We start from the raw sequence: 13,631 nt of genomic DNA, 5'->3' as shown, positions 1-13,631 counted from the left end.
TGGCAGTCGTCGCTGCGAGCGCCGCGATCAGCAGCAGGGCGTGACGGCGCTTGCCACAGCTACAGGCGACCATCGAGCCGCAGCTCGGGATGCACCCAGTTCGGAGATCTCCGTTCGGCGAATGCCCGGAATCCCTCGACGGCTTCAGCGCTTTCGATGCTGGCTTCCATCCCGATCCGGTCATAGAGGCCTAGGTAGTTGTCCAAGCTCGACTTGACGATGCGGCGTGCCCCAGGTGCAGTTCGGCAACACTGGGCCAGCACCTCGCGTGCCCTGTCCATCAGTTGGTCATGCGGCACCAGCCGCGCCACCATGCCCCACTCGACCGCCTCGGCCGCGGTCAGCGTCCGCCCAGTGAACATCAGGTCCCGGGTGCGGATCGGCCCCACGATGCGTGCCAGCATCTGGCTGTAATAGGTGTCGGCGATGCCCCGGTACAACTCCGGAACGCGGAACGTGGCGCGGTCACTGACCACCGCCACATCGCTGCACATCGCAATCTGCAGCCCACCGCCCTGGCACAACCCGTTGACCGCGGAAACCACCGGTTTGGCCGACTTTCGCAACGTGTCGAATGGCGTCACATCCATCGACAGAGCCGAGCCGAACTGCAGCCAGTTGTCCTCGCCGCGGCCACCACCGCCGAGATCACCACCGGGGGCGAACACGTCGCCGGTTCCAGTGATCAGCAGCCCAGCCAGATCCGGGTCGGAGTCGACCCGGCTGATGGCATAGCGGATGCCGAAATACATCGCCGGCGTCATGGCGTTCCGCGCTTGCGGGCGGTCCAGCGTAACGATCGCGAATGGGCCCTCCCGGGTGAACTTCAGGAACTTCGTTCCCAACCAATCGCCCTCGGGTGGGCGTGGGCTGCTGTCGTCGGCTGTCGGCATGGACAGACGTTAACTCAGTCCCGCACGACGCCGTCGATGGCGTCGCTGCGCGGAGCACAGTCACCGGCTCCGGGTACCAGCGTGGCCAATGCTCCCGCAGCGCAGGCCCGCCGAAGCGCATGCTGGACGTCGCCGGTCCAGCTGGCGGCCAGGACCCCGGCGAACACATCGCCGGCTCCCGTCGAATCCACGGGCTTCACCGCTGGTGCGGGTACGGTGAATTCGGCGCTCTCACCGACATAGGACGCACCGCGTGCTCCGCGGGTGATGACCAGATGCGGGACCGGCCAGTGCCACTGCGCTGCCTCGGATTCGTTGACGACCACTACATCGGCCAGCCCGGCAAGCTCGGCTAGGTTCGCGGCGGGCGGCGAGGCGTTGACCATGACGACCGCTCCGGCCGCGCGCGCCTCCGTGGCGGCGACCACAGCGGTGGCCACCGGAATCTCCAACTGCAGCAACAACACATCGCAACCGGCGACGACTACCCGTACTCGCGAGGACTCCAGCGTCAGACGACCGTTGGCGCCGGGCGCAACGGCGATCAGGTTCTCCCCGGCAGAATCCACCAAGATCACCGCGTTGCCGCTGGGACCAGGCAGTGTGATCAGCCCGTCGGTGCCCACGCCGTTAGCGTGCAGATGTTCGCGCAGCTGCGCAGCCGCCGCGTCGTCGCCCAGTGCACCGACAAACTCGACGTGTGCGCCGGCCCGTGCCGCCGCCACCGCTTGATTAGCGCCTTTGCCGCCGGGCTGCGACCGCGCCGACGCCGCCAGTACCGTCTGGCCTGGGCGGGGCAGAGCGTCAACCTTCAAAACGGTGTCCAGATTCACGCTGCCCACGACGCACACCCGTGTCATTGCGCCGACGCTAAAGAGTCCCAGCGGCTTTCACAACGGTCGGTTCGGGCGATAACGGGCTGTCAACGGCCGACGCGATTGGGCGTGTCGGGCTCTGAACCTCACTTTTCGGCAAACGGCCTTTTCCCCACGTCTTCGCGCTAGTCTGCTGCAAGATCGGCGCTTCGTGAGGCGCGCCAGCGAAAGGAAGCCGATTGACCTCAGAGCAGCTGACGGAAGCGGACCCGGACCCCCAACCGGTTCGCTCCGCGAAACCAAGACACCGACTACGGATGCTGTCGCTGCTGAGCATCCAGTCCAAAGTCATGGTGATGCTGCTGCTCTCGAGCATCGTGTCGGTGGCGGTCATCGGTGCCATCGGGTTCGTGTCCGGTCGCGGCGCCTTACGCACGGCGGCGTCGCAACGCCTGACCGAGCTGCGCGACTCACAGACACGGGCAGTCGCGGCTTTGTTCGCCGACCTGGCGAATTCTCTGATCGTCTACAGCCGCGACCCGACCACGGCCGACGCGGTGCGGCAATTCACTGTTGGCTTCGATCAGCTGGCCAATGCGACGATCACCCCCGAGCAAGAGCAGGCACTGAAGAACTACTACACCAACGAGGTCGTCAAGCCGACCGACCGAGTGACCGGGCAAGACCTCGACGTCCACCTGCTGCTGCCGCAGTCGAACGCGCAGAAGTATCTACAGGCGCACTACACCGCACCGTTTCGGTCCAGCGCCGAATCCAGGAAGGTCGACGACGCCGGCGACGGCAGCGCCTGGTCGGCCGCCGAGGCCCGGTTCAACAGCTTCTTCCGTGACATCGTCACTCGTTTCGAATACGGAGACGGGTTGCTGCTGGACACCAACGGCAATGTCGTCTACTGCGTGAACAAGGATGCCGACCTGGGAACCAACATTCTCACTGGTCCGTATCGCGAATCCAACCTACGGGACGCATACGAAAAAGCTTTGGGCTCCAACGACGTCAACTTCGTCTGGATCACCGACTTCCAGACCTATCAGGCGCAACAGGGCGCGCCCACCGCGTGGTTGGTGTCGCCGGTGGGCGGCCAAGGCAAGATCGACGGCGTACTGGCCCTGCCGTTGCCGTTCTCGAAGATCGACGCGATCATGACCGCGAACCGCGACTGGATCGCGGCAGGGATGGGCTCGACAACCGAGACGTATCTGGCCGGCCCGGACACCTTGATGCGCTCTGATTCACGGCTGTTCATCGAGGACCCGAAGGAATACCAGAGTGAGGCGATAGCGTCTGGTACCCCCCGCGACGTCGTCAACAAAGCGGTCCAATTGGGCACCACCACGTTGGTTCAGCCCGTCGACACCGCGGGCTTTCGCGCCGCACAGCAGGGACAGACCGGCGTTATCAGCGCCACCGACTACACGGGTAACAGGGAGCTGGAGGCTTACGCCCCGTTGACCGTGCCCCACTCGGATCTGCGCTGGTCGATCCTGGCGACCAGGGACAATTCCGAGGCCCTCGCGCCGATTGCCTCGTTCACTAAAACCATCGTATTAGCCACCACTGCAATCATTTTCGTTATCTGTGTGGCGGCCATGCTGCTTGCCCAGCTGTTCGTACGACCGATTCGCCGGCTGGAGGAGGGCACCAGGAAGATCAGCGCGGGCGACTATGACGTCACAGTCCCGGCCACGTCGCGCGACGAAATCGGCGACCTCACCAAGGCATTCAACGAGATGAGCCGGAATCTTCAGATCAAAGAGGAGCTTCTCAAGGAGCAGCGCAAAGAAAACGACCGCCTGTTGCTGTCGTTGATGCCCGAGCCGGTCGCGCAGCGTTATCGGGGCGGCGAGCAGACCATCGCCGAAGAGCACCAAGACGTCAGCGTCATCTTCGCCGACATCGTGGGATTCGACGAGTTCTCTAACGACGTGTCGTCCGACGTATTCGTGCGAGGCGTCGATACGCTGCTTCGGCAGTTCGACTCAGCGGCCGAATCCCTTGGCGTCGAACGGATTCGCACCCTGCACAACGGATACCTGGCGAGCTGTGGAGTGAATGCTCCTCGACTGGACAACGTGCACCGGACGGTGGATTTCGCGGTCGAAATGCAGCGCATCGTCGACCGATTCAAAGCCCAGACCGGTTACAACCTGGCCCTTCGGGCCGGCGTCACCACGGGCAAGGTCGTCAGCGGGTTGGTAGGGCGATCAAGCGTCGTCTATGACATGTGGGGCGCTGCGGTGAGTCTGGCTTACCAGATGCACCGCGGCTCACCCCAGCCGGGAATCTACGTCACCTCACAGGTATACGAAGTGATGCGCGACATCCGGCAGTTCACGCCGGCCGGCACTATTTCGGTCAACGGGGTAGAGCAGCAGATCTGGCGATTGTCGGAGCGACAATGAACTTCGTTCACGCGCCCTGGTTTTTCTGGGCCATCGGTGTGGCGATCGGCTTGCCCGTCGCTTTGATCGTGTTGACCGAATGGCACCAGACCCTCGCCCACAAGAACAGCCATCTGGCCAGACCCGTCCACCTGTTGCGCAGCTACGTACTTCCGCTGGGCGCGCTTTTGCTGCTGCTGGTCAAGGCGACGCAGATCGACGCCCGAGACACCTCCGTGCGGATGCTGGCAACGGTTTTCGGCTTCGTTGTGCTGGTGCTGGTGCTTTCCGGTCTCAACGCCACCCTGTTCCAAAGTGCGCCGCAAGGGTCGTGGCGCGACCGGCTGCCGGCCATCTTCGTCGACGTGGCCCGATTCCTGCTGATCGGAGTGGGCCTGGCGCTGATCTTCTCTTATGTCTGGGGCGTCCGGGTCGCAGGCGTGTTCACCGCGTTGGGTGTGACCTCGGTGGTTATCGGCCTGATGCTGCAGAACTCGGTCGGCCAGGTTGTGTCGGGCCTGTTCATGCTGCTCGAACAGCCCTTCCGGATCGGCGATTGGCTGGAGACCCCCGCGGCACGGGGACGAATCGTCGAGGCGAACTGGCGCGCGGTCCACATCGAGACGGGCAAAGGACTACAGATCACGCCGAACTCGGTACTGGCCACCACCTCGTTCACGAATCTGAGCCGCCCGGCCAATGCACACAAACTGGTGATCACCACGACGTTTTCGCCCACTGACCCGCCCGACCGGGTGTGCGCCATGCTGTCGCGAGTGGCCAGCGCGTTGCCGCAATTGAAGGCCGGCGGCACGGTGACGTCGGTGGTCCTCGGTTGCGTCGACTACAGCACGGCGTTGTGCATGCAATACCGCACGTCGATCGCGCTGGCGTCACCGGGCGACGACGGCGCGGCCCAAGCCACGTTCTTGCGCTGGGTCTGGTACGCGTCGCGGCGAGAGGGGCTTCACCTCGACGGCGCCGAGGACGACTTCTCGACGACGGACCGTGTCGAGAAAGCCTTACAGACGGTGGTAGCACCGGCATTGCGGCTGACACCGGCCGAGGAGCAGTCCCTCGTTCCGTACGCGAAGGTCGTCCGCTACGGCGCCGAGGAAGTCGTGCAGTGCGCCGGTGAAGTTCCTCGCGGCATGAGCTTTTTGGTCGCCGGCAGCATCCGGCTGAGCGTGACGGGCGAGGACGGTTCCGTCACCGACGTGGGAACCTTGGACGAAGGTTCGTTCGTCGGGCTGACCGCGCTCACTCGCCAACCGAATCTCTCCGACGCCTATGCGTTGACAGAGGTGACAGCGCTCGAAGTCGATCGGGAGTATCTCGAACGTCTGGTGATGCACAAACCGCTACTGCTGCAGGAGTTCGGCCGCCTCCTCGAGGATCGGCGAAGCCAAGTGTCGCGGGCAGCACGCAGTGAGCCGTTGGGCACCCCGGGGTAGTGGCAGGCGCATCGAGAGATTGAGTGGATTACGTTGGCCAAGCCGCCCAGTCGTGAGCAGGATATGCCGATAGGCGGCCACTACTTCGCCGCGGATGCCGACTCGCACGACGAGCTCGTGCGGTTGCGGCTGTTGGAGGCGGAATGCGATCCGCACACCTACCGTGTGCTCGACGCTGTCGGCGTCAGCGCCGGATGGCGCTGTCTGGAGGTAGGCGCGGGCGCCGGCGCTGTGGCCCGCTGGCTCGCTGAGGGCGTGGGGCCAACGGGGCATGGCTCGCCGCCGACATCGATCCGAAGTACCTCGGTGATGTGCGCGAGCCCAACATCGAAGTGCGCCAGTGCGATATCACGCTCGACCAGGTCGAGTCGGCCTCCTACGACCTGGTCCACAGCCGATTTGTGCTGATGCACCTCGACGACCCCGCAGACGCGTTGCGGCGGATGACCGCGGCACTGCGTCCCGGCGGTTGGCTGGTCGCCACCGAGCCCGACAACGACGTCGCGGGCGCGGTCGATGCCGCCCACCCGATGTCCGAAACGTTCGACTCGTGCTATCGCAAACTGGTCGGCTTCGCCTCAACGGCGGGCATCGCCGATTTTCGTTTCGGCAAGGCGTTACTGCGCTACATCGAGGCGCTTGGGCTTACGGAGATGGCCAATGAGGGCGTTGCGCGCGTGGTCCACGGTGGTGACCCGTTTTCGTATATGTGGATCAAAACCTGGCAACGCATCGATGCGGCCGCAATCGCCAACGGCGCGCTGACCGAGTGGGAGGTGGCCCAGATGCGGCGCGCGTACGAAGACCCGACCTTCACCTACCGGACCCAGCTGAACCAAACCGTATGGGGACGCAAGCCGCCGGTGGACGAATTCGACCAACACAATCGCCGCCATCGAGCCGGTGCGGCTTTGTAGCATGCTCCCATGCCGCTAAGCGATCGCCTCCAAGAAGGCGACGTGTTCGCCGGATACACCATCGTGCGGCTACTGGGCTCCGGTGGGATGGGTCAGGTGTATCTGGCGCAGCACCCGAGGCTGCCGCGCCGTGACGCGTTGAAAGTCCTACCCGCGGATCTCACAGCGGACACCGAATATAGGGAACGATTCCACCGGGAAGCCGACCTGGCCGCGGAGCTGTGGCACCCGAACATCGTCGGCATCCACGACCGCGGCGAATTCGGAGGACAGCTGTGGATCTCGATGGACTACGTCGAGGGCACCGATGCAGCGGAGCTGTTGCGTAATCAGTATCCGTCCGGAATGCCGTCAACGGAGGCGCTCGAGATTGTCACCGCCGTTGCTGACGCTCTGGATTACGCGCATTCCCGCGGATTGCTGCATCGAGACGTCAAACCGTCCAACATCCTGCTCGGCGAGCCGACCACCCGAAAGCGACGGATCCTGCTCGCCGATTTCGGGATCGCCCGACAGGTCGGTGATATCAGCGGTCTGACCGCAACCAATATGATGGTCGGCACACCGGCTTACTGTGCGCCTGAGCAACTCACCGGCTCGGACCTCGACGGGCGAGCTGACCAATACGCGCTTGCCTGCACGGCATTTCACCTTCTGACCGGGTCGGAGCCATTCCAGCACTCCAATCCGGCGGTCGTCATCACCCATCATTTGTCCGCGCCACCCCCGCCGATCGGCGATCGACGACCGGAATTGGCAGAACTCGACCCTGTGATCGCCAAGGCGCTCGCCAAGAACCGCGACGATCGCTACCCGAGCTGTTCAGATTTCGCCACGGCGCTCAGCGGCAAAACAACCAGCGACGCAACACAACTCGCTGCCACCATGCTCGCGCCTGGAGCCACCGTTTCCGCGTCGCAGCAGACCGCCGCCGCCAGCCCCAAAACGCGCCGGGTGCTGCGCCCGGCGGCGCTGATCGGCGCAATAGCTGCGGTCGTGCTGATCGCGGTTGGCGCAGTCGTCGGCGTGCGCCTGCTCAGCAAGCCCGAAACCCCACCAGCCGCAAGCGGGTCCCAGGCGGCACCACCCTCGGTCAACAGCGCTCCATCTCAGCCGGCAGCGGCGCCGGGCAACAGCGGCCCCCCGCAGGCCGCGACGTCGATCAAGCTCACCCCGTATCTCACCGACCAAGCAGGAGTACTGGCCGCGCCGGGCCGCACCGCGGTCGAAACTGCGCTCACCAAGCTCTACTCCGAGCGCAACGTCCACCTTTGGGTCGTCTACGTCACCAATTTCTCCGGCATGACACCATTCGGTTGGGCTGAACAAGCCATGCGCGACAACGGATTCACCAACAGCGACGCTCTGCTGGCCGTCGCCACCGAAGGCCCGAGCTTCGCCTTCCGGGTACCGCCGGCGGTGGCCGGTCCCGTTGCGGTCGAAGGCATCCGCCGACAGATCGCGCCGGCCTTGAGCCGCAACGAATGGGCCCGCGCGGCGGTCGCGGCCGCCAACGGACTGGAGACTGCAGCCGGGTAACCGCGCGCTAGCCTTGTGATTTGTGCTTGTGGTGATGTTCCTGCAACGCCAGCTTCTCCACGCTGTCGGCGTAGCGTGCTTCGAGGTCAGCCAGTAGCCCTGTGTCGCTCAGATCCAGCGGGCGCGAGTTCTCCCAGTCGTGTTGCGCCACTTTGTGCAGGCGTTCGGTGACATGCTCGTCTCGCACCTCGATCGCGAGTTCCCGGCGGCTGTCGAAGCTGCCCGGCGCCAGGTTGATCGACCCGACGATGCCCCGAACCCCGTCAGCCAAAATCATTTTGGCGTGCAGCTTAAGATGCTTGAGCTTGTGGATCTTGACTCCCACGTCATCGAGGATGCGCAGACCACCGACGCCTTCAATGAGCTTGTCCTTCTTGAGGGTATGCGGCGGCCGCGCCATGATGTGGACTTTCACCCCGCGGCGGGCAGCTCGCACGAGGCGCTCGATGATGATGGGATCTTGATAGCGCTCGTTTTGCACGAACAGGAAATGCCTGGCGTCGTCGATGAATTCGGCAATTCGATCCCGACCGTTGATAGGACACCAAATGAGCCTGGAGAAGTGGCCAGGATCAAAGGTCTGCCGGCTCCAGTCGGCCTCGAAACAGTCGATGATCTCCCTGACCTCGAAGTCATGGGACGTCGCGACCGCGTAATCCCTTGTCTCGGTGAAGTTCTCCGTCGCCCAGTTCAACGACTTGACGAATGCGTGCTCGTCATCGACCACCATGGACTTCTCGTGCGTGAGGTCGAAAGCGGGATTGCTGTCAAGCACCTCGACCCCGCCCTCGGTCAGCCTGGCGCGTGCCTCCTCGTTGTCCTCTTCACCGCTGCGGCGCGCCGGATTCAGCATCACCCGCACCTGCACGCCACGCTTTTGCGCCGCGATCACCGCATTTAACAGCTCCGGGTCGGAAAAGACGAACATCTTGATTCGCAGCGACTTCGTCGCCCCGTTGACGGCATCGAGTACCGGGCGAGCCGAGTCGTCGGGCAGAACGATGATGGAACGCGACATGTGACCTCCGCCGGGTGGCTCGGAACTTATGCCGAGGTTTCTTGATACTGGATGCGGTGCAGGCCGGCGTAAACGCCGCCCAGCGCCAGCAATTCCTCGTGGTTGCCCGTCTCCGCGACCACCCCGTCTTTGAGCACGATGATGTTGTGCGCATCGCGGATGGTGCTCAGCCGATGGGCGATGGTGATGACGGTCCGGCCTTTCATCAGCCGTTCCAGTGCCTCGATTACCAACTCTTCGGACTCGGTGTCCAGCGCCGCGGTGGGCTCGTCGAGGATCAGAATCGGGTTGTCGCGGATGATGGCGCGCGCGATCCCGATGCGCTGCCGCTGCCCCCCGGAGAGGGTAAGACCCCGTTCGCCCACCGGGCTGTCGTAGCCGTGCGGCATGCGGCTGATGAACTCGTGCGCGTTGGCGAGCTTGGCCGCCTGGACGATCTCGTCTTCGGTGGCGCGGGGATGGCCGTAGGCGATGTTGTCACGCACAGTTCCGCGGAATAGCACAGTGTCTTGCAGAACGAAGCCGATGTGCTGGCGCAGTTCGTGCAGCTTGTAGTCCCGGATATCCACGCCGTCGATCTTGATGCTGCCGGCGTTGGGATCGTAGAACCGCGGGATGAGGCTGACCACAGTGGACTTGCCGCTGCCCGTGGGACCCACCACCCCCACCATCTGGCCCGGCTTGATGGTGAAGCTGACGTCGCGCAAAACCGGTTGTGCCGCATCGTAACCGAACGACACGTGGTCAAATTCTACTTGGCCGCGCAATGTTTGCGGCTCTATCGCATCGGGGCGCTCCGGAATAATGGCGTCGGCGTCGAGGATCGCCCGGACGCGCTCCACCCCGACCGACGTCTGCGCGATGGTGTTGGTCATCGTGGCCAGATCCTGCACCGGTTTGAAGAACATGGCCAAATACGACAGGAAGACGGTGAGAGTGCCGACCTCCATCGCGCCTGCCAGCACCAGCGACGTACCGCGCCACAGCACCAGCCCGGTGCAGGCAGCGACGACAATGTTGACGATCGGTGTTAGCAGTGCCTTGATCTTTCGGGCCTGCAGCCCTGCCTGGACGGTCTGTATGCCGACCCGTCTGAGTTCTTCCTCCTGGAGGTCCTCCCGCTCGAATGCCTGCACCACTCGGACCGATTCCAGGCCCTGCTGCACTGTGCTGACGATATCGGCCTGGCGGAGGCGTACCTGGTGGGTTGCCTTTTTCACCGCCTTTCGGACTCGCGACACGAAAAAGAGCAGGAAAGGCGTCACCGCGACGGCGATCAGCGCGAAATCCCAGCGGATCGCGAACATCACGGCCAGGATCCCGACAATTTGCAGGATGTCGATAATGATGTCGGTTACCGACTCGGAGGCGAAGTCCTGGATTGTGTCGACGTCGTCGTTGATGGTGCTGACAATTGCTCCAACCTGGTGGCTGTCGTAATAGCTCAGTGAAAGCCGTTGGAGATGGTGGTATGTCCGCGTGCGCAGATCGTAAGCGACCCACTGGCCGACGACCTCGGTGTAGTAGTTGCCGATATACGTCGAGATCGCGTTCAAGACGGCGACGATGACGAAGAAGATTGCCGCCAGCTCTGCGATATGTGCTCTGCTGGTGCCGCCGAGCGCCGGCAGCAGGCCTGCCATCCATTGCGGCAGAGGGTGTTTCGTAACGACGACGTTGTCGAGAATGATCTTGAGCGGCCACGGCCCGGCCAGGTTCATGGCCGTCTGCACGAGCATGGCGGCCAGGATGATGCCGATAATCCAGCGGTAAGGCCGGATCAGTTCAAGAACCAGCCGCGTCATAGCAACCTTCTTCCCTTGGCTGGGCAGACACGCAGGCCGACATCGTCGTTATAGCGGAGACCCCTAAACGGTGTCGTCGTTGCGGACCGCTGCGCTGGCTGCCGCCGTTCTCAGCGGGGCTCATTTGAGCCGCGGGCGATGCGCAATGCGGTGGCGGCGTCACGCATGGTGACACCTGAGGCGTGAATCCGAGACCGAGTCATCCAGGGTGACCTTCCCAGGACTGGAGGTAGGCGTCGTTGGTCAGAAAACTACCGTGGACAGGAAATCGCCGCGCACTTTTGCTCATATCAGCGCTGGTGAATGCAGCTGGCAGTATTCCTGCTGCCGGCCAAGCTCGGTGACCACGTCGGGCGGTAAGGACCTTTATAGTGGCCCATCGAATTCGATTGTTGTCGCCGCCTCGCCTTCCGTGAAAAGCAGCATGCTGACAGATTTTGACCCGTCCGGCGAATTTCCGGAGCCGACGCGTTTTGGGCAAAGCGCCCATGCACCGCTCTGTGGGCTTTACCCTTCACTGGCAGTCTGACGAGCACCGCAGCGTGGAGGTTCAATGCACGGTGTCGGAATTCGGGCGCGGCGGGTTTGCACCTGGCGCGTCGTTGCACCTGTGGTTGTGCTCGCGGTTGTTCCGCAGTTGGTACCCGCGTCCGTCGCCGCCGAGCCGCCGGCCACACAAGTGATTACCGCAGTGCCTGTTGGCCCCAACGGGGAACCGGTAAACGGTTATCAGGAGGCACCATCGCCAAGCAATGTCACCGATGTGGCGGATTGCACCACTCCGTCGCCAGCTGCCGTGGCCGACGACATCTATTACTGCTCGCCCAGTGCAGCTGACGCAGATGTGTGCTGGCCGTCAACGCCCGGATCGTTATTGTGCGTGGACAATCCATGGGGCCAGCAGCTTCATCGCGTGAATTACCCCGATCCGCTGCCGCAGGTTCAACCCCTGGCGGCACCGCAACCCTTTGCGCTGCTCCTCGATGACGGCACCCGCTGCCGCCTGCGCAACGGGGGTGCCTGGGGCGGTCGCGCCGACGGCTATGTGGGCGCCTATGGTTGCGGTGCGGTCAACTCAAATCTCGCGGTTCTGGTGCTGCCCAGCCAGGGTGCCACTTTCGCGATCGATCGCTCCATGCCGGTGTGGACAGTCAAAGTAGGCCAAATCGGCACGCCGAACAGTCAATTTCCGCCGCCTCAAACACATACGGTGAGCACCGCATGGTTTGCCGGCAATTTTGTGCCGGTCTGAAAAACGTCGCTTCATCGCAATATCCGTAGCGGTAACAATCGGCCGAAATAGCGCTACAGCCCCTGTACTCAGGCCTAAACTCCACGCCCAAGAGGTCATCGTTCCAACGAGCACTTACCCCACGGCCACGGGCTAGCCGGCCTCGACCCCTCTGCAGCCGCGCGGGAACGGGGAAGGTCAGCACATGAGCGGGATGTCGCGGCGCGAGTTCGGGCGGCTTGCAGCCGGGGTGGGCGCGCTGGGGCTTAGTGGGGCGGCGGCATGTAGCGCGCAGCGCTCCTCGCAACCGCCTGAGCAGACCGAGACCGCCAATCCTGGTCTGGACGCTCGCACCCGGCCGATCAGGCTGACCCAGGCCCAGCTGGACCGGATCATCGGCAACCAGGCGAACACGCTGCTCGACAACCTGCGGGCCAAGACGCCGGGAGTGAACTACGCGCTCGCGGTGGCGTTCGCGTATCCCAACCACCAATTCAATCCCTATTACATGTACGGCACGGTGGCCGACCAGGGGCCGCCCACTCCGAGAACGATTTATGCCATCGGCTCGATCACCAAGACCTTCACCGCCGCGATGTTCGCCAACGGAGTCGTTACCCGCCCGGACTGCTTCGACTGGGATGCGAGCCTGAGCCGCTATCTCAACCAATACCTAGGCGGCAACGGCGATCTGAGCGCGACGATGCAAAAAATCACGCCGCGGATGCTTGCCCAACACACCTCGGCTCTGCCCCGCGAATCACTTGGTCCGCAAGACGGCGTCGGGCTCTTCGAAACCAGCCCCTCGGCCCCGCCGCCCGACCTGCTGAATTTCTGGCGCACCCACAACGGACCGCAACCGGGCAGCTGCTGGCGCTATTCGGACATGGGGTTCATCACGCTGGGGTTCACCACCGTGTCCGCTTACGGTTGTGCCGCGGGGGCGAGTCCCGGCGGTCCGCCGGGCCAGGCCTATGCCAACCTGCTGCAGCAGCAGATCACCGGGCCGCTGAACATGCCCGACACCATGACGATGGTGCCCAACGGAGCGCCGCTGGCGCCGGCGTTTCCCAACGGCGGCCCGCAGGTGTCGTCCAGCGGCGCGTCGGACATCAAGTCATCTGCCACGGACATGCACACCTGGTTGCTCACAAATCTGACGGCTGCCAACCAATCGTCACCGTTGATGAAGGCGCTGGCTTCGACGACCCATTACACGCCCTTGTCGGTCAACATGTGCGGCGAATCCCAGCGCGGACCGGCGAACATGGGCCTGGCCTGGGACGTTAAACCCGGCCAGCCGCCTATCGTCTGGAAGAACGGCCTGACGTCCTTGGGCGGCTGCTCATGTTGGATCGGTATGACGATGCCCGGCCCCACCCAACAGCCGCTCGGCATCGCAGTCCTGCTCAATGGCTACTGGCAAAAGGGCCAGCCGAACATCGTGGCCGACGACGCCGGATTCGCGATGCTCAGGCAGATCTCCAGCGCCATCTAGTTCTGCGCCGCGGCTGCCGTGGCCCGGGCGTTCGCGGCTGGTGTAGCTAGCCCGATACG

General features: G+C 63.7%; 9 protein-coding genes and 1 pseudogene. 6 read left to right on the top strand and 4 right to left on the bottom strand.

Annotation, left to right across the window (positions count from 1 at the left end; all coding sequences use genetic code 11):
• Positions 1–59 precede the first annotated feature (59 nt).
• Positions 60–893 carry an enoyl-CoA hydratase/isomerase family protein gene (locus G6N15_RS00705; protein WP_083084372.1) on the bottom strand — a complete coding sequence of 278 codons (834 nt, stop codon included), beginning with the start codon at positions 891–893 and terminating at the stop codon, positions 60–62.
• A 14-nt stretch (positions 894–907) separates the two neighbouring features.
• Positions 908–1,753, bottom strand: a complete 846-nt coding sequence (locus G6N15_RS00700; RefSeq protein ID WP_083084374.1) for a PfkB family carbohydrate kinase — start codon at positions 1,751–1,753, stop codon at positions 908–910.
• Between the two features lie 272 nt (positions 1,754–2,025).
• Between G6N15_RS00700 and G6N15_RS00695 the strand changes: the two genes are divergently transcribed.
• The 4 genes and pseudogenes from G6N15_RS00695 to G6N15_RS00680 all read left to right on the top strand — a co-directional run bounded on the left by G6N15_RS00695 (position 2,026) and on the right by G6N15_RS00680 (position 8,020).
• A complete protein-coding gene (locus tag G6N15_RS00695; protein WP_139797671.1) occupies positions 2,026–4,131 on the top strand; it encodes an adenylate/guanylate cyclase domain-containing protein in 2,106 nt (701 codons plus the stop codon).
• A complete protein-coding gene (locus G6N15_RS00690; RefSeq protein ID WP_083084376.1) occupies positions 4,128–5,564 on the top strand; it encodes a mechanosensitive ion channel domain-containing protein in 1,437 nt (478 codons plus the stop codon). The genes G6N15_RS00695 and G6N15_RS00690 overlap by 4 nt, the downstream gene beginning before the upstream one ends.
• Before the next feature lie 281 nt (positions 5,565–5,845).
• A pseudogene (locus G6N15_RS00685) lies at positions 5,846–6,481 on the top strand (class I SAM-dependent methyltransferase); the annotation flags it as partial.
• A gap of 9 nt (positions 6,482–6,490) precedes the next feature.
• A complete protein-coding gene (locus tag G6N15_RS00680; RefSeq protein WP_083084378.1) occupies positions 6,491–8,020 on the top strand; it encodes a serine/threonine-protein kinase in 1,530 nt (509 codons plus the stop codon).
• Positions 8,021–8,027: 7 nt separating this feature from the next.
• On the opposite strand, the gene G6N15_RS00675 is transcribed toward G6N15_RS00680, so the two are convergent.
• Both G6N15_RS00675 and G6N15_RS00670 read right to left on the bottom strand, forming a co-directional pair.
• On the bottom strand, positions 8,028–9,038 hold the full coding sequence (locus G6N15_RS00675) for a phospholipase D-like domain-containing protein (protein ID WP_083084379.1): 1,011 nt from the start codon (positions 9,036–9,038) through the stop codon (positions 8,028–8,030).
• 26 nt (positions 9,039–9,064) lie between these two features.
• Positions 9,065–10,843, bottom strand: coding sequence for an ABC transporter ATP-binding protein (locus G6N15_RS00670; protein ID WP_083084380.1), 1,779 nt, complete (start codon positions 10,841–10,843; stop codon positions 9,065–9,067).
• A gap of 553 nt (positions 10,844–11,396) precedes the next feature.
• Here G6N15_RS00670 and G6N15_RS00665 point away from each other — a divergent pair.
• Positions 11,397–12,095 (top strand): hypothetical protein, encoded by a 699-nt coding sequence (locus G6N15_RS00665; RefSeq protein WP_083084381.1) that lies wholly within the window; start codon positions 11,397–11,399, stop codon positions 12,093–12,095.
• A gap of 184 nt (positions 12,096–12,279) precedes the next feature.
• Positions 12,280–13,572: a serine hydrolase domain-containing protein gene (locus G6N15_RS00660; protein WP_083084383.1), complete on the top strand. Its 1,293-nt coding sequence runs from the start codon at positions 12,280–12,282 to the stop codon at positions 13,570–13,572.
• The last annotated feature ends 59 nt before the right edge of the window (positions 13,573–13,631 follow it).

The sequence above is a fragment of the Mycobacterium noviomagense genome (genome assembly GCF_010731635.1).
GTDB classification, from domain to species: domain Bacteria; phylum Actinomycetota; class Actinomycetes; order Mycobacteriales; family Mycobacteriaceae; genus Mycobacterium; species Mycobacterium noviomagense.
The sequence above is the reverse complement of the archived record's forward strand: the minus strand, read 5'-3'. Positions and strand labels throughout refer to the sequence as shown.